This window comes from Leisingera sp. NJS201, from assembly GCF_004535885.1.
Classification (GTDB): Bacteria; Pseudomonadota; Alphaproteobacteria; order Rhodobacterales; family Rhodobacteraceae; genus Leisingera.
Window position 1 is genome coordinate 1,144,376 of sequence record NZ_CP038234.1, and the last position, 19,078, is coordinate 1,163,453.

The window sequence follows — 19,078 nt, forward strand, 5'->3', positions numbered from 1 at the left end:
ACGCCCAAGGCCGCCAAGGGCGGGCTGGCGTCAGCCAGGATGTCCTGCGGGCGCGGGAGGGCTCCCGATCAACTGGCCGCCGTTCAACGCCAGAGATGGGCGTAGGTGGCAAACAGCCCCTGCAGCTTGGACAGCAGCCGGTTGCTTAGCCCCGGATGCGGCAGATGGCCTTGGCGAAGGCGCATCACTGCAACCTCCACCGGACAGGGCTGGGCGGTCAATGGGTCGAAGTAGCGCGGGTAGTCGATCAGCGCCGCATGGGCGAGGCCCAGTAGCGTGACACGGGCTTGCCGCCACGGCGGCGCCGGAGCCAGATCGGCCGTCAGGCCCCAGCCTGCATAAAACGGTGTTCCCAGCGTTGTCACCGGCACCCCGCGCAGCAACGCTTCGAACCCCAGAAGGGAGGTCATCGTCCAGACCTCCTGCACGTCAGCCAGCAGGGCCATGGGGTCCGCGTGGGACGCAACCGCATCCGCCAGCCCCTCTGCTGCAACCCGGCCTTTGCGCAGGCCCGCCTCCACGTCCGGATGCGGCTTGTAGACAATCACCGCGTCCGGGTTGGCCTGCCGCACCGCGCGCAGCAGATCCAGGTTAGTCTTCACGGCTCCCGCTCCGCACTGGATTGAGGCGTCATCCTCCACCTGGCCCGGCACCAGGATACGGCGGCCCTCGGGCAGGGCTGGGGCGGTGCCGCCAAGATTGTATTTCGACACCCCGTGCTGGATCAGAGACCGCACCAGATGCTCGGCCCGCAACTCCTCGGCCTGGGTCATCTCAACCCTGCGGGCAATCAGCGTGTCCAGATCCGAGGGCTGGCGCGGGTCATAGTAGATCCCCTGGCGGTCAGCCACCAGCGACAGGGGCGGCACCAGTTCCGCCCCCAGCCCGCGGGACCGCAGAAAGCCGTCCTCCACCCGGACCGCACCGTCATGCGCCGCGTTCGCCTTGCCGGCCCAGACCAACCGCTTGCGTCCGCTGGCTTGTGCCTTGGCCGGGTCTTCAGTGAACAGCACCCGCGTCTCGGCGCCAAAGAATTTCTGCAGCGGCTTGCGCTTCCACATACGCATACCAGAAGCGGCCCAGCCGGGATGGTCGTCCCGCCAGGCCCGCACCCGGGCTTCCAGGTTATCCAGGACTGTCTCCAGTCCGCACAACTCGTCCCGGAAGGGATCGTACCACTTCGGATAAAGGATCATCGCTGCTGCGAACAGCTGTGCCCGCGTCAGCCGCCGCTGTCTGCGGGCGGGCGGGGCATCGTCAATGCTCAGCCCCCAGCCTGCGTAGAACGGCTGGCCGAAGACCCGTGGCTTGTGGCCTGCCAGGATCGCTTCGAACCCCAGTTGCGAAGAGACAGTATAGACGCCCACGGCCCCCTCAAGCAGCGCCCAGGGCGACACGCTGCCCGTGAACAGTTCCACCCGCGCGCTTGCATCTGCGGCCTCATAGTACCCGGCCCGGTAGCCGCGCAGCGTCTCTGGATGCGTCTTGATCAGCACCCGCGCGCCGGGGTGTTCCTCCTGGGCAAAGGCGAGCATTTCCAGAAACCGCGCCCGGTCGCCGCGCGATGCAGTGACTGAGGCATCGTCGCGTGCCTGGTCCGCAACCAGCACATAGCCCGGATCCGGCACCGCCGCCGCAGGATCAAAGACGTTGTATTTGCTGAGATGCGCGTTCTTGAGCCGGGCAATCGCATCACGCGCCCGGCGCATCAGATCGGCATCATCCAGCGGATGGCTGGCCAGCAGCTGTTCCAGCTCTGACGGCTGCGCCGCATCGAAATGCATGCCCGAGTGGTCCAGCAGCAGCCCCATGGGCGGCTCGCCGGCCCGGCCGGGGTGAAGCGAGCGCAGAAAGGCATCCTCGACCCGCAGCAGACCGCAGCCGCGCTGTTCGGCGACTGCAAGGCCCCGGTGCGCTGTGGGCGAGGCGCCCCAGATGCCAACCAGATCTTCGGCCTGCGGCAGTCCCAGCCGGATGTGGCAGCCGCAAAGCTGCAGGATCCGCCGCACCCGGCGCTGGGTCAGGAAACCGCCATTGTAAACAAAAAGCCGGGACGCAGTGCTCCCGGCTTTGTGCTGGCCAGCGCTTTGACGCACGGCGGTTTAACCGCCAACGGCGCTGGAAACGCTTGACAGCGACCCCACTGGTGTCACCAGCAGCGAAATGGTCTTGGTCCACTGGGTATACGGCGCCTCAGTCACATACAGGGTGTCATCGTCGCGGATCACGAAATCCCGGGCGACAAACAATCCGTTCGGCTGAGTCAGGTTCAGCACATAGACCAAACGCTGCGCCCCGATCAGATCATCGCGGCCCAGCACCTGGTTGGCAATCTCGGCCGGCTCATTGCGCAGCACAAAGACGCCGGTCGGATCAGAGGCGGTGGAAATCAGCCCGCCAACCTGGGCAATCGCTTCCAGCGCTGACAGGTCCTGGCTTTCAAATGGCACCCGCGCCTGGGCCGAGGTCGCCCCCAAGGCGGTGAAGGAGCGGGTGTCTTCCTCAACCAGAATACGGTCGCCGCCGCGCAGGGCTACATCCAGCTCCGGATGGTCGAACAGGTCCTGGAACCAAATCTTGCCCTTTTCCTGGCCGCGAATCACGGTGACCTGGGCAATTTCCGGCTGGATCGTCACGCCGCCGGCCTGGGCCAGCATCGACGACAGGGTGCGGGTCGGGCGTTCGATCGGATAGACGCCCTGGCCGCCCACGGCGCCTGTCAGGCTAACGGTGGCACCGTCACCGGCCAGACGGCGCACCTGCACCTGCGGGTCGGGGTCTGGTCTTCAAGCTTTTTGGTGATGGTCTCGCGCAGCTGGTCCGGTGTGTTGCCGGAGGCGCGCAGGCGGCCCGCGTAGGGCACAAAGATATAGCCTGCGCTGTCGACCTGCACCTCTTCCAGCACGGTGGAATTGGTCGCCTCGGCGGCCAGCAGCCCGTCATCCACGTTTTCCCATACCGTCAGGCCCAGCACATCGCCGGGACGGATGGTGTCCGAGGTCAGCCGGCCGGCAGACGTAAAGCCTGACGAAAAGCCAAGGGCCGGCACCACGGCGGTGGCACGGGCGACGCGGTCGTTGACGGAGACGATGAAGGCATCGCCTTCCCGCTGCACGGAACCGGCAAAGATCTGGCGCTTGTTGGGGCCGACCTTGGGCAGGCCGCATGAGGCCGCAAGGGTCAATGCTGCGAGCATCGCCACTGGACGCGCCCAGCGAAGGGGAACGGATTTCACTGCTCGGTCTCCTCGACCAATTATTGTTTGCCTCAAGTTTTAGGGGCAACCTAACCTGCCAGCAGGGAAAAATCCAGTCTTTGGGCGCAGCTGAGTCAGGTCACCAGACGCAACTGTTGCCGCGGTGCCGCTGTGCCCAGGCGCAGCGCGTCATAGGGGTCTTCGTCCGCCAGCATCATGTCCGCCACTTGGCGCAGCAGCTGGCGCCGCCCCTCGCGGGAGTAGTAGCCGCCGGGCACCTGCGAGGTTTCCAGCAGGAACCGCCGGTAATCCTTGTAAGCGCGGCTGTCCGGGCGGCTGGCGGCGGCAAAAAACTCTGCCAGGGGCTGCTCGGACACAAACTCAGGCTTGCCATAGACAGCCCGCCCGAACACCCGCAACGGAATGCCGCGCCACAGCACCTGCTGGCCGGCGGTGGAATTGACCGTCACCGCGGTGCGTGCTTCGTTCAGCAGCTGCGCCAGCTTGCCGCCGCGCACATAATGCACCCTGTCTTCGATGCTGTGCTCGCGCGCCAGCCGGCGCAGCGTGCGGCGCACTTGGGCACGGCCGTCCTCAAGCGGATGCGCCTTGATCACCAGATGATGGTGGCGCGGGGCGCCTTCGGCAAAGCCGCGGATCACCTCCTCCAGAAACTCGCCCATGCTGGAGAACGGCGAATGCATCTGAAACGAGCTGTCATGCTCCAGCTGCAAGAGCGCCAGATGATAGGGAAACCCGCCATTGCGGATGCGCCGCTCCGCCAGCCGCCGCTCCAGTGCCTGAACGGGCATCAGCAGCAACCGTTTCAAATACAGCCGGAACTCCTTGGTCACCGTCAATGAACGGTGCGGCCGGAAATTGCGGTACTTGCGGTTCCGGAACATCACGAACCAATGGTACAGCGCACCGTAAAACACGTGCTGGCGCATATCGCCCCAGTGTGCGGGGGCAGCGGTGCTTCCATGTCGGACAGCGCCAGCGCCTCCTGCATGTCCGGAACGTCCATCTCCATCAGCCGCGAATGGCCATTGGCGCCGCCGCGCTCGTAAGTCACCCAATAGGGGCGAAGATAGCCTTCCTCGAAAACATGCACGGTGATACCGCGTTGCTGCGCGGCTTTGATCGCGCTGGCGTGAATAGGGCGGGTGTCGCCATACAGCACGATGTCGGTGATGCCGCGGCTTTCCAGCAGCCCGGCCAACACCTCCGGCCAATCTTCAGGGCCGCCGGTGAAGGGCAAATAACTGTCTTTGCCGCGCCAGAAGGCCTGATCGCCCGCATTGAACCCCACCCGCGCCACATCACAGCCCGCAGCCCGCAGCAATCGTCCAAGGGCGGCGAAAAACGGCCCGTGCGGGCCTTGCAGGAACAGAAAGCTGCGGTGTTTCATCAGGTGGCGTGACATCCCGGTGTCAGAAATACGGTGGCAGTCTCAAGGATTGATTAACAATTGACTGGGGCGAAACTATGGCCGCGAAGGGCGGTAAGGCAAGCCGGGGCTTGTAGAGCGCGCGCGGCTTGGCTACCTCTGCGGCAGCATCGGCACATCATCTGCGGGGAGCGGACCCATGTTTACAGGCATTATCACGGACGTTGGCACCATCGCCGAACTGGAGCAGCAAGGCGACCTGCGCGCCCGCATCCGTACCAGCTATGACACCGCCAGCATCGATATCGGCGCCTCCATCGCTTCTGACGGGGTCTGCCTGACAGTGATTGCGCTGGGCGAGGACTGGTACGACGTGCAGATCTCGGCCGAGACTGTCTCCAAGACCAACCTGGACAGCTGGACCACAGCCAAGCGGATCAACCTCGAGCGCGCTTTGAAGGTGGGCGACGAGCTGGGCGGCCATATCGTGTCCGGCCATGTGGACGGCGTCGCTGAAGTTGTGGAGCTGAAAGACGAGGGCGACAGTACCCGCGTTACGCTGCGCGCACCGCAGGACCTGGCCCGCTTCATTGCCTCCAAAGGATCGGTTGCCCTGAACGGCACCTCCTTGACAGTGAATGATGTGGATGGCTGTGATTTCGGCATCAATTTCATTCCGCACACCAAGGAGGTCACCACCTGGGGCGATGTGAAGCTGGGCAGCCGCATCAACCTGGAAATCGACACCCTGGCCCGCTACGTCGCGCGTCTGCAGGAAGCCGGATAAAACGGCGCAGCCTCTTCATCTTTCCAAAAATACTCCGGGGTGAGGCCGCAAGGCCGAGGGGCAGCGCCCCTCATCCCGCCACACTCATAAGCTCCCGCCCCCTTGAGCAGCACTGAAGTGCTCCCCAAGGCGGCGCGCGTCACCACATGTCGCCGACGGTATAGCCCAATGGGAACGGGTCGCTGGGGTCCAGCGTGTAATGGCTCAGCCCGTAGATCCATCCTTGGCCGGACAGGGCGGGGATGATGGCCTTGTATGGTCCGACTTGCGTCTCCGCTGTGATGCGCCCGGTGAACGTGGTGCCCAGTGGCCCGGCATTCACATAACCCTGCCCAATCCCCAGCTTGCCGCGCGCATGCAGCACCGCCATCTTGGCGCAGGTGCCGGTGCCGCAAGGTGAGCGGTCCAAGATGCCGCTGGCGTCCTGCGGGTGCTCCGGGTCGAACGGACCTGTCGAGATGGTGACCGCCCCGCGGCCGTGGGTGCCATCTGCCACCGGAGCGCCCCACAGGTTGGTGATCGTAGGGCCGGTGATTTCCGGATTTTCAGGATGCACTACGGGCAGCTGCTCGGCAGTGGCATGGCGGATCGCTTCCGACACCCGCACGATCTCTGCGCCATTGTCTGCATCAAGGGTAATCCCCAGCCTCCCGGCCTCAGCCAGCACAAAGAACATCCCGCCCCAGGCCACATCCACGGTGACCGTGCCAAGGCCTGCAACCTCCACCGGCGCGTCAAGATGCACCGCAAAGGCCGGCACATTCTCGAACTCCACCCGCGTCACCTTGCCATCCCGGCATTCGGCCCGCACCCGGATCAGCCCGGCGGGCGCCTCCAGCACCAGCTCGGTCACCGGTTCCATCATCGCCACCACGCCGGTCTCCAGCAGGACCGTCACCACGCAGATCGTGTTGGAGCCCGACATCGGCGGATACTCGGTCTGCTCGAAGATGATAAAACCGGCGTCCGCTTCCGGGTGGCACGGGGGGACAATGGCATTGCCGCAAAGCCCAGGATTGCCGCGCGGCTCACGCAGCATCTGCAGGCGGATATCATCATGATTGGCCGCCATGTCCTGCATCTTTTCAAACACCGAATTGCCGCGCAACAGCGGCATGCCGCCGGTGATCACCCGGCCCGGCTCGCCCTCGGCATGAGCCTCAACCGCCTGGATAATGCGGGATGCGCGCATCTGTCTTTCCCTTCCCGATGAAGCCCTGGCCCTATGGATTGGATCCAAAATCATTTGTGCACAGATGCACAAGCCGCGTCCAGACCCCTCTGTGCCGTTTGCGGGACTGGCATTTGCCCCGTCTGTGGGCTATCTGGCAGGGAAAGAACCCGCAGCGCCAGGCGTGCTGCCTTTGCGCATCGAAAGGCTGCTACATGAGCTTTGAAACACCGGGGCCGGTTGAGGCGCAATTGCGCGACGCCATCAGCCCGATTGAAGACATCATTGAGGAGGCCCGCCAGGGCCGCATGTTCATCCTTGTCGATCACGAGGACCGCGAGAACGAAGGCGATCTGGTGATCCCGGCGCAAGCTGCGGATGCGGCGGCGATCAATTTCATGGCCACCCATGGCCGCGGGCTGATCTGCCTGACCCTGCCTGCTGATCGAATCGAAGAGCTGGGCCTGCCGATGATGGCGCTGCACAATTCGTCGCGCCATGAGACTGCTTTCACAGTTTCGATCGAGGCGCGCGAAGGCGTTTCCACCGGCATCTCTGCCGCCGACCGGGCGCTGACCGTGGCCACCGCCATCGACCCCGACAATACTGCTGCCGATATTGCCACCCCCGGTCATGTCTTCCCGCTGCGCGCGCGCCGGGGCGGGGTGCTGGTGCGTGCGGGCCATACCGAGGCCGGCTGCGACGTGGCCCGGCTTGCCGGTCAGTACCCGTCGTCGGTGATCTGCGAGATCATGAAGGAAGACGGCACCATGGCACGGCTGCCCGATCTGGTGGAATACGCCGCGACGCACGGGCTGAAGATCGGCACCATTTCCGACCTGATCACCTACCGCGCCCGCAACGACAATCTGGTGACGGAAACCTCGCGCGAGACCGTGACCTCGGAAATCGGCGGCGAGTGGGAAATGCGGCTGTTCACCGACCAGACCCACGGTATCGAGCATGTGGTGATGATCAAGGGCGACATCACCACGCCAGAGCCGGTGCTGGTGCGTACCCATGCGCTGCATGAGGCGACCGACATTCTGGGCCTTGGCCCGAAATCGGCCCGCCAGCTGCCTCGCGCGATGGAGATCATTGCCGAAGAGGGCCGCGGTGTGGTGACCCTGTTCCGCCAGCCCCGCAATGCGCTTTATGCCAATGAGGAAGACGGCGCGCGGACAGTGACCATCAAACAGACCGGCATCGGCGCGCAGATCCTGTCAAGCCTGGGTTTGAACGAATTGGTTCTGCTGACCGACTCGCCCTCGACCAAATATGTCGGGCTGGATGCCTATGGGCTGTCCATCACCGGCAGCCGCCCCATTCTGAAGGACGATTGATATGGCTGGACATGAAACCCATTACACCCTGCCGCGTGCGGAATTCGACAAGCCGGTGAAGATGCTGATTGTTGTGGCGCCTTATTACAAGGATATCGCCGACAATCTGGTCACCGGCGCCGCAGCCGAGATCGAGGCCGCAGGCGGAACTTTCGAGATCGTCGAAGTGCCCGGCGCATTGGAAGTGCCGACCGCGATTGCAATTGCCGACCGGACCTCGAATTTCGACGGCTACGTGGCGCTGGGCTGCGTGATCCGCGGTGAAACCACCCATTATGACACTGTCTGCAACGACAGCAGCCGCGCGATCCAGCTGATGGGCCTGCAGGGGCTTTGCATCGGCAACGGCATCCTGACGGTGGAAAACCGCAAACAGGCCGAAGTGCGGGCTGATACGGCCGATCAGAACAAAGGCGGCGGCGCGGCAGCTGCGGCCTTGCATCTGATCGCACTCACGCGTAAGTGGGGCGCCCAGACCAAAGGCATCGGTTTCAAGGCGCCCACCGGGGCGTACCAGGTCGCCGGTACAGACAACGGATCCACCAGCGTATGAGCACCCAGGACAGCCGCCCCAAGGGCAATGGCAAGAATCAGATGAGATCGGCAGCGCGGCTTTATGCTGTGCAGGCGCTGTTCCAAATGGAACACAGCGGCCTCACCTTTGACAAGGTGATCGTCGAGTTTGAGGACCACCGCTTTGGCGCTGTCTATGAGGGTGACGAGATGGCGGAGGGGGATAACAAGATCTTCCGCAATCTGATACGCGAAGCCGTGAACCATCAGGCGCAGATCGACCAGATGACCGACCGCGCCCTGGTGGCGAAATGGCCGATTGCCCGGATCGATCCAACCTTGCGCGCGCTGTTCCGCGCGGCCGGGGCCGAGCTGAGCCAGTCCGACACCCCGCCCAAAGTGGTGATAAACGAGTTTGTCGATATCGCACGTGCCTTTTTTCCTGAAGGCAAGGAGGCGAAATTCGTCAACGCCGTGCTGGACCACATGGCACGCGAAGCCAAACCGGAAGCCTTCTGAGGCGGCAATTCCGGACCTCGATGAAAAAAAGGCGCGCTGCAGAGTGCGCCTTTTTTTTTGGGAAACTGCCAATCGCAAAGGGTGCGGCAAATTCCGCTTATTTCTCCGGAAGCGCTGGACGGCGCTGTAGAGACTGATAACCTCCTATTGCATATCTGGAGGACACAGATGCCTGAACTGGTGAAGATGTATATCCGCAACGTCGTGATCGGCTTTGGGATTGCTGCCGTATTTGTGGCGATGCTGCTTTGGTTCAATGTGATGAACCTTTGGGGGCTGGTTTCCACATCCGACGCGGGCCTCTTGGCGGTGTTCCTATTATGGTTCATGCATGGCATCGTCTTTGCCGGTGTGCAGTTTGCCTGGGCGGTGATGGCCATGGCTGAAAAGGACGGCGGGCCCCGCCGCGGCACTCCTGTGGTTAATGAACTCCAGCCGGTGCGTGTTCCGGCTGACGAGCTTTCCCAGCGTGAGCGCCAGCTGCGCAGCCGCCGCTGATTCATTGCAAAACGCAATCCGCCCGCGCTTTCCATCCGGAAGGCGCGGTTTTTCCTTGGCGGTAAGGGAAAATGCGGCGGGACCACCAATCAACCGTGCGGCTTTGATTCCCGGGGACCTGTTTGTACAGGTGGGCGCCAGGTAAACGGACCAGGGTCCGAACAGAGCCAGCTCCCGTGGAATTGCTTAAGGCCACTGGAATGCTGCCTGTCACAAGAAGGGCAGAACCCGCCAAGGCCGTAAATAGTCTGCCCGGCGCGCTGTTACAAGGGGAACACAGTGCTGGCGGGTTGTTTCCGGTTAAAACCGCGGGATTGCAACTTGTTCCCTAATTGTTCACATTTGCCCGTATGATGGATGATCTGCAGCCTGGACAGAAGCTCGCCCGCGGGGTGTCGCGCTATCTGCGCTCGCTGGGCTATGCACCGCTGGAGGAGTTTGTGCCGGCCCGCGGCCTGCGCGTGGATGTGATGGCGCTGGGTCCCAAGGGGGAGCTGTGGGTGATCGAGTGCAAGTCCAGCCGCGCTGATTTCCAGTCCGACAGCAAATGGGAGGGCTATTTGGATTGGTGCGACCGCTATTTCTGGGCGGTGGATCTGGCGTTCCCAACCGAGCTGCTGCCGGACGGCACCGGGCTGATTATTGCAGACCCGTATGATGCCGAAATCATCCGCATGGCGCCGGAGGACAAACTGCCGCCGGCGCGCCGCAGAAAGCTGATCCAGAAATTCGCGATGGATTCCGCCCGCCGCCTGCAGGCCCTGCGTGACCCGCGCCCGGGCCGGGACGGGCAGCTGCTGGGCGGGGCCGGAGATCAAGAGCCTGAGGATTGAGCGCTGGCGGCAACTCCCGCGCCCGCAGGTGCCCCGGCTGCGCCGGAACCCCTTGGCGGCCTTGGGCCCGGCAGCGTGCCTGCGGCACGCTGCCGGCGCTTGTTGCGCCGCTTTGCCCGGCCATCGGGTTCAGCGCGGAAGGGCGGGGGCGGAGTGCCGGAAAGGCTGCGCTACTTGACGCTGCGCGCGGCTTGCGCAGCGGCGCGGATCTCTTCGGCGATCTCCTCGGCTTCTTCCGGGTCAAAGTCCATCGGGATTTCAACGCTGCCGGTATCAATGAAAATCCGCACCATACCCTGATCGGTCGGACCGATTTGCATGTTTGCCTCAATGTCGCGTTCGGTGTTGATACTCATTGCACACTCCAATGCCGGTCAGCGGATTGCAGCTGGTGCTAGCCCGGGGCAGGCTGAAAGGCAAGCCGGCTTTACGCTATGCTGTTCGCATGATGGATGTGACCCTGCGCCGATTCGCTCCTACCGACATGCACTGGCTGGCCGCCCGCCACCAGGATCTTTACGCCCGCGAGGCCGGGTTTGATGAAACTTTCGGACCGCTGGTCGCCGATATTCTGCACAGTTTCTGCGCGGGCCACGATCCGGCCTGCGAACGCGGCTGGTTGGCGGAAAGCGGCGGCGAGCGGCTGGGCTCGGTATTTTGCATGAAAAAGGATGCCGCCACAGCGCAGTTGCGTCTGTTCCTGCTGACGCCTGCGGCGCGCGGCAAGGGGCTGGGCAAGCGGCTGCTGCGGGAATGCATGGAGTTTGCCCGTGCAGCCGGGTACCGGGGCATGATGCTGAAAACCCATGAAAGCCACCAGACCGCTTGCGCGCTTTACCGGGCTTTCGGCTGGCAGTTGACGGACAGCCATCCGGTGCACAGCTATGGCCAGGACCTGGTAGAGCAGACCTGGCGGTTGTCTTTCCCGGAACCAGAGGGCGGACCGCTCTGAGTGAAGCGGGAAATTTCGCATGATTGCAAGCGTTTGTGGATAACTTTCAGCCGGCGTTATGGCCGGATCCGGGCCATTGAACCGGGCAATCGGAAGTGGCGGATTTCTGCAGCGGAAAGGCAAAAAAACTTCTTGCGCGCCTCCGGGACGTGCTATAAATGACCCCACAGTGCCGCCTTAGCTCAGTTGGTTAGAGCGCCTGATTGTGGATCAGGAGGTCCCCCGTTCGAGCCGGGGAGGTGGTACCACTCAATCAAACACCTTGGGCAGTCCCAGCTGCGGCAGCAGTCCGGCGTTTCTGCCGGGCACGGCTTTGCAGTCTCAATTCTATTGCGGGTTCCCGCCGCTAGCCCAGGTTTTCCTGGCCGCTGATCGGCCGGCCTGTTCATGCCCCCGTTGGGCGCCAGCAGCCGGGACCGCGGTTGTGGTGCTTTATTCAGGGATTTGCCTTTGGGCCGCGCAATTCCGCGCGGCCCTTTGACCTTCTGCAAGCGGGGCAGGCAAAAGCAGTAGCGCTGTGCCGGCCGCTGCATGCCATTCTGCTGGAGCACGCAATGGATGTGCTCCAGCAGAACGGGCAAAAGGGACCTGGCCTCAATCGGTTGTGCTGGTGGTTGTGGTCGTTGTTGTGGTCGATGTGCCATTATCGTCATCGGCGATCAGAACCAGGAACAGCACCCCTGCAACCGCTCCGGCGGCGGCTCCGGCGGACAGTCCGGTTTCGGGCAAGCCGCTTGCGGCGGCCTGGGCCACGGCCTCGGCGCCCTGTGCCTGGCAGGTCACCTGCAGCGTGCCGTTTGCCAGATAGGTGGCGGAGACCGGAACACCGGCACCGCAGGCCACGCGCCGCTTGGCTTCGTTCAATGCGGCGTCCGCGGTCTGGGCAAATACGGGCTGTGCGGCAAGAGACATGGGGATAATCAATGCCGCTGCCCGCAAGATACTGGTGTACATGATAAAACAACCTTATGCTTTGGAACATCTTAAGGTTAATGAAGGCCCGGGTGCCAAGCAACATAACGATGCTGCAGCAGTGAAGATCCGGCAAAATGCCGCGCAGCTGCCGCACCGCAATGCGTGGTTCTTCGGGATATGCGAGGGTAACGATATGTTTAAGACAGCCGCCAAGAGCTTGACCGCAGGGGTTTCCTGTCTGGGTCTGGCCGCAGCACCCGCACTGGCACAGGGCGCCGGACCCCTGACTTATACAGTCGTGGTTCCGGCCGGAGAATTCGGTTCGGCTGCCTTTCTGACCGAGCTGCTGGGCACCCTGTCCGCAGCCAAGGCCTTCTGCCGCGCCACCGGTGATTCGGCGCTTCAAGTCGATTGCCTCTCGGAACGGCTGGAAGCAGCTGCAGATGGCATCCCTGCGGGCACCGATTACGACGAGGTGCGCGACGTGCTGCAGGACACCTCGGCCCGGCTCAAGCGGCTGGCCCGCCAGAACAGCGACCCGGGCCGGAGCCGGGTCAGCGTCACCAGTTCCGCAAACCCGGCTGAACGCACCACCCGGCCGCTGACGCCTGTCAGACCGTCCGCGCAGGCTGCAGTGAACCGGGAAGCTGTCCGCATATTTGAAGACGCAGGCACAGTTTTGCTGCGCAGCGCGGAATCCGCGCAGGAACGGCAAGCGCAGTATGCCCAGATCGCCGCGGCGATTGATTCCAACAAGGTTCTGCTCAGGTCCTGACCCGCGGGGCTAGTCCTTGATCCGCACTTCCTGGCGCAGCGCGCCGGACTCGCGGTCGAAAATCAGGATGCGGTTGTCCTGACTGACCACAGCTATCCAGCCGCGTCCCAGTGTGACCGCCTCGGCCTTTACCCCGTCGGGCAGGGCGATTTCTGCGGGCAGCGGCGTATCACCTGCCTGCAAGCGGATGACAAGCAGCGAGATTATCACTACAAGCCCGCCAATCATCACCACGGTCAGCGTGGTCACCAGCCGCCGCAGGAACCGGATCTGCGGCGGCTCCGTTTGGATTTCGGTCTCGGAAGGATCAGTCATGGGCAGCCGCCGGATTGAATTTGTCATCGCGGAAAACCCGCCTAAGCGGCTTGATAAAGCGGTTTCGCGCGATGTGCCAGAGGAGGCGTCTTTGTCGCGCACCCGTCTGGCCCGGCTGATCGAAGAGGGCGCGCTTACGGTGGACGGCGCCGTGGTGCAGGACGCCAAGGCCAAGGTCGAGGCCGGCGCGCAGATCGCGATCACCGTGGAGGAAGCCGAGGACAGCCATATCGGCCCCGAGGACATCCCGCTGGAGATTGTCTTTGAAGACGATGACCTGATTGTCATCAATAAACCCTCCGGCATGGTGGTGCATCCGGCGCCGGGCTCGCCCTCCGGCACTTTGGTCAATGCGCTGCTGCATCATTTCGGCGGCAACCTTTCGGGAGTAGGCGGCGTCAAGCGCCCTGGCATCGTGCACCGGATCGACAAGGAGACCAGCGGCCTGCTGGTGGTGGCCAAATCCGACGCCGCCCACCAGGGGCTGGCGGTGCAATTCGAAAAACACACGGTAGAGCGCTATTATCAGGCGGTCTGCTATGGTGTGCCGGACGGCAACGACCCGCGGCTGCGCGGCGTCAAGGGGGCTAGCTTCGAACCGGGCAATATCCTCAAGCTCACCACCCAGCTGGCCCGCCATAAGACCGACCGCCAGCGCCAGGCGGTGCTGTTCCAGGGCGGCCGCCATGCGGTGACCCGGGCCCGCATCTGCGAAGGGTTCGGCAACCCGGCCTGCGCGGCGCTGGTTGAATGCTGGCTGGAAACCGGCCGTACCCACCAGATCCGGGTGCATATGGCCCACGCCGGTCACGGGCTGGTGGGGGATCCCACCTATGGCGGGCGCCGCAAACTGGCGGCCAAGGCCTTGAGCGAAGCCGCGCATGCGGCCGTCCAGCACTTTCCGCGCCAGGCGCTTCACGCCGCTGTTTTGGGATTCAACCACCCGGTGACGGGCGCGCCGCTCAGGTTTGAGGCGCCGCTGCCGCAGGATATGGCGGAATTGCTGGCGGCGTTGCGCCAGTAAATTGCCGGCAAATAAGCGTGTTCACGCTTGTGATGCAATTCACAGACGCATTCCGCCGGGGTAACATACAACAATTCCTTAAGCGGTCCTTGAAAAGGATTTGGCGCTAACACATATGCGCTAATGTTAAGTCCTTATACATTTTGGGAGGGACACTTTATATGGCGAATTATGCAAACCTGCCTGCCCCGACGCCCGAAGGCGGTCTGAACCGGTATCTCCAGGAAATCCGCAAGTTTCCACTGCTGGAGCCGGAAGAGGAATATATGCTGGCCAAGCGCTGGGTCGAAGAACAGGATGCGGCCTCGGCACACAGGATGGTGACGTCCCATCTGCGGCTCGCGGCCAAGATCGCCATGGGGTACCGCGGCTATGGCCTGCCGCAGGCCGAAGTGATCTCCGAGGCGAACGTCGGCCTGATGCAGGCGGTTAAGAAATTCGATCCGGAAAAAGGTTTCCGGCTGGCGACTTATGCGATGTGGTGGATCCGCGCGTCGATCCAGGAATATGTCCTGCGGTCCTGGTCGATGGTCAAACTGGGCACAACGTCGGCGCAGAAAAAACTGTTCTTCAATCTGCGCAAGGCCAAGGCCCGCATCGGCGCGCTGGAAGATGGCGATCTGCGCCCCGAGAACGTCAAACGGATCGCAACCGACCTTGGCGTGACCGAGGACGAGGTGATCTCGATGAACCGCCGCATGTCGGGCGGTGATGCGTCGCTTAATGCCACCGTCGGCTCCGAGGGCGAGGGCACGATGCAATGGCAGGACTGGCTGGAAGACGAAGATGCCGACCAGGCCGGCGATTACGAGGCCCGCGACGAATTGGAAGCCCGCCGGGAGTTGCTGGCTGCGGCACTGGACGTGCTGAACGACCGCGAAAAGGACATCCTGACCCAGCGCCGCCTGATGGACCAGGTGGTGACCCTGGAGGAGCTGAGCGCGCAATACAATGTCAGCCGCGAGCGGATCCGCCAGATCGAGGTGCGGGCGTTTGAAAAGCTGCAGAAGAAGATGCGCGAATTGGCGATGGAGAAGGGCATGCTGACCGGCGCCTGATCCCCGCGCCCGGCAGCAGACTGTAAAGGCGGTGCTTGGCGCCGCCTTTTTTTGTCAGCTGACAATGATGCTGGCTTTACGGCAGCAGTCCTGCCGGACTGTTTCGCGCGCGAAACACCGGGTCAGAAAAATGACCTGAAAAGCTGGCGGAAGCTGGCTGTAAAACCTGTCTGGCATGGGCCTGGCAAAATGCTGGGTACGCGGCTGAATGGGAGGCTGGCAAAAATGCTGGCTGGCAGACATGCGCGTGGCTGGCTGAAATCACTCTGGTTGCTGGCGTTGCTTGCGGTCTGGCTGTCCCGGGGGATGGCTGGAGTGCTGGCTGCTTGCGGCCTGGTGATTCTGGCTTGCGTGCAATTTCTGTATTCTGTTTAGCCGTGCCTACGCCGCAGGTCAACAGAAAATGTAATGAAATCAAATAGTTGATAGATTTGCTCGGGAATTGCTTTCAGGCAGCCCTAGGCAGAGCGCCTGTACGGCCTTACATTCACCCCCTCTGGCACAGGAGGACGGTCCATGGCAGGCGGCTGGGCGCAGGACGGCGCGGTGAATGAACAGATAGAAGCGTCGATCAATGATGAATTGGCGCGGCTGAAGGCGGTGCGGCGCCCGGTGGGCGAAAGCCTGACCCATTGCGCGGAATGCGAGGAACCGATCCCGAGAAACGCCGTGTGGCCATTCCTGGCGTGAAGCTGTGTATCGACTGCCAGCAGGAGCGCGACGGTGCCCACCAGGCACGCGGGGGCTTCAACCGGCGCGGCTCCAAGGACAGCCAGTTGAAGTAGGGCACGCTGCGATCAGATGCCGTATTTCCTGCGCAGCTTGCGGACTTGAGAGCGGATCTTGTTGCCGGGCTTAATGCGTTCTGCGAATTCCTTTTTGGGCTTGTACCAGGATTTGTCCTTTTCGTTGTATTTCCACAGTTGCCCTTCGCTGTCGGCAACATGCCGGTAGCATTCTTTACGTGGTTCGCCAGGAACACCCTTTTGGTAATACCAAGTGGCTTCGTAGCATAGGCTGCCCTTGGATGTCGCATACCACTTTCCAAGCCCGACGTTGTCTTCCCAAACAGCCTGAAAACTGCCGTCCGGTCCCCAGTAGGAGCCTCCTTTGCTCCAGATCCAGGTTTTCCCAGCATATAGCTCGGCTGTGGTTTGACCGCTGACGGGTTTCTTGCGGTCCGGGCCGGCAGCTATAGCACTGGTGGCGGTCAGGGCCGCAGCAATTACGAGCGCAGTGAGCTTTGAAAGCGGTGCCATGGTAACAACTCCCCTACTGGTTAACGGGCTTAGTTTACCACACATTGAATCTGTATTCTAAAAATTTCCCCTAAGTGGTGTTCAATTGCACGCAAAGGGGTGGGGCTGGTGTACCGCTTAGGATTTATTCAAATCCATCCGCAGAATGTGCTGCGGGCCGGCGATGCCGTGGGGATGGATGCCGCCGGTGTCTGCAAAACCGCCCTTGCAGTAACAGCGGATGGCGCCGAAATTCTGCATATTGACGGTCAGCACCACCGCGCGCCGCGCCGGATACTGTGCAGCCAGATAGGGTGTCAGCGCGGCAACGGCAGCCGTGGCGTAGCCTTTGCCTTGCTCTTCGCGGTCGATCATGAAGGCGCGCAAACCCAGCTCATCCGGCCCGGCAAAACTGTAGGTTTCGTGATACAGCCGGTCGATCTTGAAGAAGCCCACCGCGCGGCTGCCGTCAAGGATGGCGTGAAAATCCGCGCCGTCCTCATTCTCTTCAAACGCCTGCGCAACGGTGCCGCTATAGCGGATCTGATCCGGCTCCACCTGAATATGGGAGACCAGATCAAATTCGTTTCGCGGCACCGGTCGCAGGCTGATGGGCATCAGCCCTCCATCGCTTCCAGTTCATCAATGAAGCCGGAGATCATCGACAGGCCCTTGTCCCAGAATTCGGGGTCAGTGGCATCAAGGCCGAAGGGTGCCAGCAGTTCCTTATGGTGTTTGGAGCCGCCTGCCTTGAGCATCTCGAAATACTTGTCCTCGAACCCTTCGGCGCCAGAGGCGTAGACCGAGTACAGCGCGTTCACCAGCCCGTCGCCAAAGGCATAAGCGTAGACGTAGAAGGGGGAATGCACGAAATGCGGGATATAGGCCCAGAAGGTCTCGTAGCCGTCCATGTACTCGAACGCCTCGCCCAGGCTTTCGGCCTGCACCGACATCCAGATGGCGTTGATGTCATCGGGTGTCAGTTCGCCCTCGGCGCGGGCGGCGTGCAGTTTGCATTCAAAGTCATAGAACGCGATTTGGCGCACAACCGTGTTGATCATGTCTTCGACCTTGCCCGCCAGCAGCACCTTGCGCTGTTCCTGGGTCTCGGCCCCGTCCAGCATCTTGCGGAAGGTCAGCATTTCGCCGAACACAGACGCGGTTTCCGCCAGGGTCAGCGGGGTGGAGGACAGCATCTCACCCTGTTCCGCCGCCAGCACCTGATGCACGCCGTGGCCCAGCTCATGCGCCAGGGTCATAACGTCGCGCGGTTTGCCCAGGTAGTTGAGCATCACGTATGGGTGCACATTGGTGACGGTGGGGTGGGCAAAGGCGCCCGGTGCCTTGCCGGGTTTGACACCTGCGTCGATCCAGCCGTCCGAGAAGAACGGCGCGGCGATTTCACCCATACGGGGATCAAAGGCGTTATAGGCGTCCATCACGGTCTTTTCCGCCTGCTCCCAGCTGATGGTGCGGGGGTCTTCCAGCGGCAGCGGCGCGTTGCGGTCCCAGACCTGCATCACGTCGAGACCCAGCCATTTGCGCTTCAGCTCATAATAGCGGTGGGAAAGCTTGGGGTAGGCGACAACTACGGCTTCTCGCAGGGCCTCGACCACCTCGGGCTCCACGTCGTTGGACAGGTGGCGGCCGGTCTGGGCGCTGGGCATGCCGCGCCAACGGTCGATAATTTCCTTTTCCTTGGCCTGGGTGTTGTGGACGCGGGCAAAGGTTTTGACGTTTTCGGCAAAGACTGCGGCCAGCTCCCGCGCCGCCGCCTCGCGTTTGGCGCGGTCCGGGTCGGTCAGCAGGTTCAGGGTGCCCTCTATGGTCAGCTCTTCACCATCGACGGTGAATTGCAAACCGGCGATGGTTTCATCAAACAGTTTCTCCCAGGCATCGCCGACAATGCCGAGGTCATGCATGAACCGTTCCAATTCATCCGACAGCTGATAGGGCTTCATCGCGCGGATACGGCGGAACACACTGGCATAGCGGGCAAGGTCTGCATTGGCGGCCAGATGCGCCTGCATCGCGCCGTCGTCAATACGGTTCAGCTCCAGCGTGAAGAATACCAGCGGCGTGGTGGCCACCGTCACCTTTTCCTGGCAGTCCGACAAAAAGGCGGCGCGGTCGGCATCGGTGGTCAGCTGATAATAGCGCAGGCCCGCAAAAGACATGATGCGGCCGGCGATATTGTTGATCTTCTCGTTGCGCTCAACACAGTCCAGCAGACCGGCGGCGTCCAGACCGGCCAGCTTGCCCTCGTAATCGGCAGCAAAAGCGGCGCATTCCTGCTCCAGCCAGTCCAGATCGCGGGCCAGTTCGGGGCGTCCTCAGACGCGTAAAGATCGCTGAGGTCCCATTCCGGCAAGTTGCCAAGACCGCCGGAACCGGCAGAGGCGTTTGCGTCGCGAACGGGGAAGGGAAGCTGGAACATGGGGGCTCCTGTCATGAGAAATTCATTGACCCAACATCTAAGCGGCGGCTTGCTGGATCACAAGCAGGCGGGCGTTGATCATCTGCAGATCACCGGGAGTTTAACGAAAGCTGG

17 protein-coding genes, 1 tRNA gene and 4 pseudogenes are annotated in these 19,078 nt (G+C 62.5%); 12 read left to right on the forward strand and 10 right to left on the reverse strand.

Features of this window, described 5'->3' with window-relative positions:
• Positions 1–83 precede the first annotated feature (83 nt).
• From ETW23_RS05560 to ETW23_RS05570, 3 genes and pseudogenes are all read right to left on the reverse strand, one after another.
• Complete coding sequence (locus ETW23_RS05560; RefSeq protein ID WP_134829378.1) at positions 84–2,096, reverse strand: capsular polysaccharide biosynthesis protein; 2,013 nt, start codon at positions 2,094–2,096, stop codon at positions 84–86.
• Positions 2,097–2,102: 6 nt separating this feature from the next.
• Positions 2,103–3,235 (reverse strand): annotated as a pseudogene (locus ETW23_RS05565) (polysaccharide biosynthesis/export family protein).
• 95 nt (positions 3,236–3,330) lie between these two features.
• Positions 3,331–4,622: pseudogene (locus ETW23_RS05570) on the reverse strand (capsule biosynthesis protein).
• Between the two features lie 163 nt (positions 4,623–4,785).
• Between ETW23_RS05570 and ETW23_RS05575 the strand changes: the two are divergent.
• A complete protein-coding gene (locus tag ETW23_RS05575; RefSeq protein ID WP_134829379.1) occupies positions 4,786–5,373 on the forward strand; it encodes a riboflavin synthase in 588 nt (195 codons plus the stop codon).
• A gap of 139 nt (positions 5,374–5,512) precedes the next feature.
• Here the strand turns inward: ETW23_RS05575 and ETW23_RS05580 are convergent, their stop codons facing one another.
• Positions 5,513–6,565 carry a proline racemase family protein gene (locus tag ETW23_RS05580; protein ID WP_134829380.1) on the reverse strand — a complete coding sequence of 351 codons (1,053 nt, stop codon included), beginning with the start codon at positions 6,563–6,565 and terminating at the stop codon, positions 5,513–5,515.
• Positions 6,566–6,759: 194 nt separating this feature from the next.
• Between ETW23_RS05580 and ribB the strand changes: the two genes are divergently transcribed.
• From ribB to ETW23_RS05610, 5 genes are all read left to right on the forward strand, one after another.
• Positions 6,760–7,887, forward strand: coding sequence for a 3,4-dihydroxy-2-butanone-4-phosphate synthase (gene ribB / locus ETW23_RS05590; protein ID WP_129371564.1), 1,128 nt, complete (start codon positions 6,760–6,762; stop codon positions 7,885–7,887).
• 1 nt (position 7,888) lies between these two features.
• A complete protein-coding gene (locus ETW23_RS05595; protein ID WP_129371563.1) occupies positions 7,889–8,440 on the forward strand; it encodes a 6,7-dimethyl-8-ribityllumazine synthase in 552 nt (183 codons plus the stop codon).
• Positions 8,437–8,919 (forward strand): transcription antitermination factor NusB, encoded by a 483-nt coding sequence (nusB, locus tag ETW23_RS05600; protein WP_134829382.1) that lies wholly within the window; start codon positions 8,437–8,439, stop codon positions 8,917–8,919. The genes ETW23_RS05595 and nusB overlap by 4 nt, the downstream gene beginning before the upstream one ends.
• Before the next feature lie 168 nt (positions 8,920–9,087).
• Positions 9,088–9,417, forward strand: a complete 330-nt coding sequence (locus ETW23_RS05605) for a hypothetical protein (RefSeq protein ID WP_134829383.1) — start codon at positions 9,088–9,090, stop codon at positions 9,415–9,417.
• Between the two features lie 350 nt (positions 9,418–9,767).
• Positions 9,768–10,250, forward strand: a complete 483-nt coding sequence (locus ETW23_RS05610) for an MmcB family DNA repair protein (RefSeq protein ID WP_134829384.1) — start codon at positions 9,768–9,770, stop codon at positions 10,248–10,250.
• A 170-nt stretch (positions 10,251–10,420) separates the two neighbouring features.
• On the opposite strand, the gene ETW23_RS05615 is transcribed toward ETW23_RS05610, so the two are convergent.
• On the reverse strand, positions 10,421–10,606 hold the full coding sequence (locus tag ETW23_RS05615) for a DUF6324 family protein (RefSeq protein ID WP_044008416.1): 186 nt from the start codon (positions 10,604–10,606) through the stop codon (positions 10,421–10,423).
• A gap of 89 nt (positions 10,607–10,695) precedes the next feature.
• On the opposite strand from ETW23_RS05615, the gene ETW23_RS05620 reads away from it, so the two are divergent.
• Together ETW23_RS05620 and ETW23_RS05625 are read left to right on the forward strand one after the other, a co-directional pair.
• Complete coding sequence (locus ETW23_RS05620; protein ID WP_247676964.1) at positions 10,696–11,202, forward strand: GNAT family N-acetyltransferase; 507 nt, start codon at positions 10,696–10,698, stop codon at positions 11,200–11,202.
• A 171-nt stretch (positions 11,203–11,373) separates the two neighbouring features.
• A tRNA-His gene (locus ETW23_RS05625) sits at positions 11,374–11,450 on the forward strand.
• A gap of 346 nt (positions 11,451–11,796) precedes the next feature.
• Here ETW23_RS05625 and ETW23_RS05630 read toward each other — a convergent pair.
• A complete protein-coding gene (locus ETW23_RS05630; protein ID WP_247676963.1) occupies positions 11,797–12,114 on the reverse strand; it encodes a hypothetical protein in 318 nt (105 codons plus the stop codon).
• A gap of 196 nt (positions 12,115–12,310) precedes the next feature.
• On the opposite strand from ETW23_RS05630, the gene ETW23_RS05635 reads away from it, so the two are divergent.
• Entirely contained in the window at positions 12,311–12,892 is a 582-nt protein-coding gene (locus ETW23_RS05635; protein ID WP_129371557.1) for a hypothetical protein, read from the forward strand.
• A gap of 9 nt (positions 12,893–12,901) precedes the next feature.
• On the opposite strand, the gene ETW23_RS05640 is transcribed toward ETW23_RS05635, so the two are convergent.
• On the reverse strand, positions 12,902–13,207 hold the full coding sequence (locus tag ETW23_RS05640) for a DUF6476 family protein (protein ID WP_129371556.1): 306 nt from the start codon (positions 13,205–13,207) through the stop codon (positions 12,902–12,904).
• On the opposite strand from ETW23_RS05640, the gene ETW23_RS05645 reads away from it, so the two are divergent.
• The 3 genes and pseudogenes from ETW23_RS05645 to ETW23_RS05655 all read left to right on the forward strand — a co-directional run bounded on the left by ETW23_RS05645 (position 13,206) and on the right by ETW23_RS05655 (position 16,074).
• A complete protein-coding gene (locus ETW23_RS05645; protein ID WP_134829387.1) occupies positions 13,206–14,231 on the forward strand; it encodes an RluA family pseudouridine synthase in 1,026 nt (341 codons plus the stop codon). The genes ETW23_RS05640 and ETW23_RS05645 overlap by 2 nt on opposite strands.
• 161 nt (positions 14,232–14,392) lie before the next feature.
• On the forward strand, positions 14,393–15,289 hold the full coding sequence (rpoH, locus tag ETW23_RS05650; protein ID WP_129371554.1) for an RNA polymerase sigma factor RpoH: 897 nt from the start codon (positions 14,393–14,395) through the stop codon (positions 15,287–15,289).
• Positions 15,290–15,805: 516 nt separating this feature from the next.
• Positions 15,806–16,074 (forward strand): annotated as a pseudogene (locus ETW23_RS05655) (DksA/TraR family C4-type zinc finger protein).
• A 12-nt stretch (positions 16,075–16,086) separates the two neighbouring features.
• Here ETW23_RS05655 and ETW23_RS05660 read toward each other — a convergent pair.
• From ETW23_RS05660 to ETW23_RS05670, 3 genes and pseudogenes are all read right to left on the reverse strand, one after another.
• Entirely contained in the window at positions 16,087–16,548 is a 462-nt protein-coding gene (locus tag ETW23_RS05660; RefSeq protein WP_167738084.1) for a DUF995 domain-containing protein, read from the reverse strand.
• Between the two features lie 117 nt (positions 16,549–16,665).
• Positions 16,666–17,145: a GNAT family N-acetyltransferase gene (locus ETW23_RS05665; protein WP_134829389.1), complete on the reverse strand. Its 480-nt coding sequence runs from the start codon at positions 17,143–17,145 to the stop codon at positions 16,666–16,668.
• A pseudogene (locus tag ETW23_RS05670) lies at positions 17,145–18,964 on the reverse strand (M3 family oligoendopeptidase). Before ETW23_RS05670 ends, ETW23_RS05665 begins: the two are co-directional and overlap by 1 nt.
• Between the last annotated feature and the right edge of the window lie 114 nt (positions 18,965–19,078).

Excerpts from the sequence above, each read along its gene's own strand:
- ETW23_RS05620 (WP_247676964.1), top strand. The coding sequence starts at position 10,696 with ATGATGGATGTGACCCTGCGCCGATTCGCTCCTACCGACATGCACTGG.
- ETW23_RS05575 (WP_134829379.1), top strand. The coding sequence starts at position 4,786 with ATGTTTACAGGCATTATCACGGACGTTGGCACCATCGCCGAACTGGAG.
- ETW23_RS05605 (WP_134829383.1), top strand. The coding sequence starts at position 9,088 with ATGCCTGAACTGGTGAAGATGTATATCCGCAACGTCGTGATCGGCTTT.
- nusB (WP_134829382.1), top strand. The coding sequence starts at position 8,437 with ATGAGCACCCAGGACAGCCGCCCCAAGGGCAATGGCAAGAATCAGATG.
- ETW23_RS05665 (WP_134829389.1), bottom strand. The coding sequence starts at position 17,145 with ATGCCCATCAGCCTGCGACCGGTGCCGCGAAACGAATTTGATCTGGTC.
- ETW23_RS05580 (WP_134829380.1), bottom strand. The coding sequence starts at position 6,565 with ATGCGCGCATCCCGCATTATCCAGGCGGTTGAGGCTCATGCCGAGGGC.
- ETW23_RS05610 (WP_134829384.1), top strand. The coding sequence starts at position 9,768 with ATGATGGATGATCTGCAGCCTGGACAGAAGCTCGCCCGCGGGGTGTCG.
- ETW23_RS05635 (WP_129371557.1), top strand. The coding sequence starts at position 12,311 with ATGTTTAAGACAGCCGCCAAGAGCTTGACCGCAGGGGTTTCCTGTCTG.
- ETW23_RS05660 (WP_167738084.1), bottom strand. The coding sequence starts at position 16,548 with ATGGCACCGCTTTCAAAGCTCACTGCGCTCGTAATTGCTGCGGCCCTG.
- rpoH (WP_129371554.1), top strand. The coding sequence starts at position 14,393 with ATGGCGAATTATGCAAACCTGCCTGCCCCGACGCCCGAAGGCGGTCTG.
- ribB (WP_129371564.1), top strand. The coding sequence starts at position 6,760 with ATGAGCTTTGAAACACCGGGGCCGGTTGAGGCGCAATTGCGCGACGCC.
- ETW23_RS05640 (WP_129371556.1), bottom strand. The coding sequence starts at position 13,207 with ATGACTGATCCTTCCGAGACCGAAATCCAAACGGAGCCGCCGCAGATC.
- ETW23_RS05630 (WP_247676963.1), bottom strand. The coding sequence starts at position 12,114 with ATGTCTCTTGCCGCACAGCCCGTATTTGCCCAGACCGCGGACGCCGCA.
- ETW23_RS05595 (WP_129371563.1), top strand. The coding sequence starts at position 7,889 with ATGGCTGGACATGAAACCCATTACACCCTGCCGCGTGCGGAATTCGAC.
- ETW23_RS05645 (WP_134829387.1), top strand. The coding sequence starts at position 13,206 with ATGGGCAGCCGCCGGATTGAATTTGTCATCGCGGAAAACCCGCCTAAG.
- ETW23_RS05615 (WP_044008416.1), bottom strand. The coding sequence starts at position 10,606 with ATGAGTATCAACACCGAACGCGACATTGAGGCAAACATGCAAATCGGT.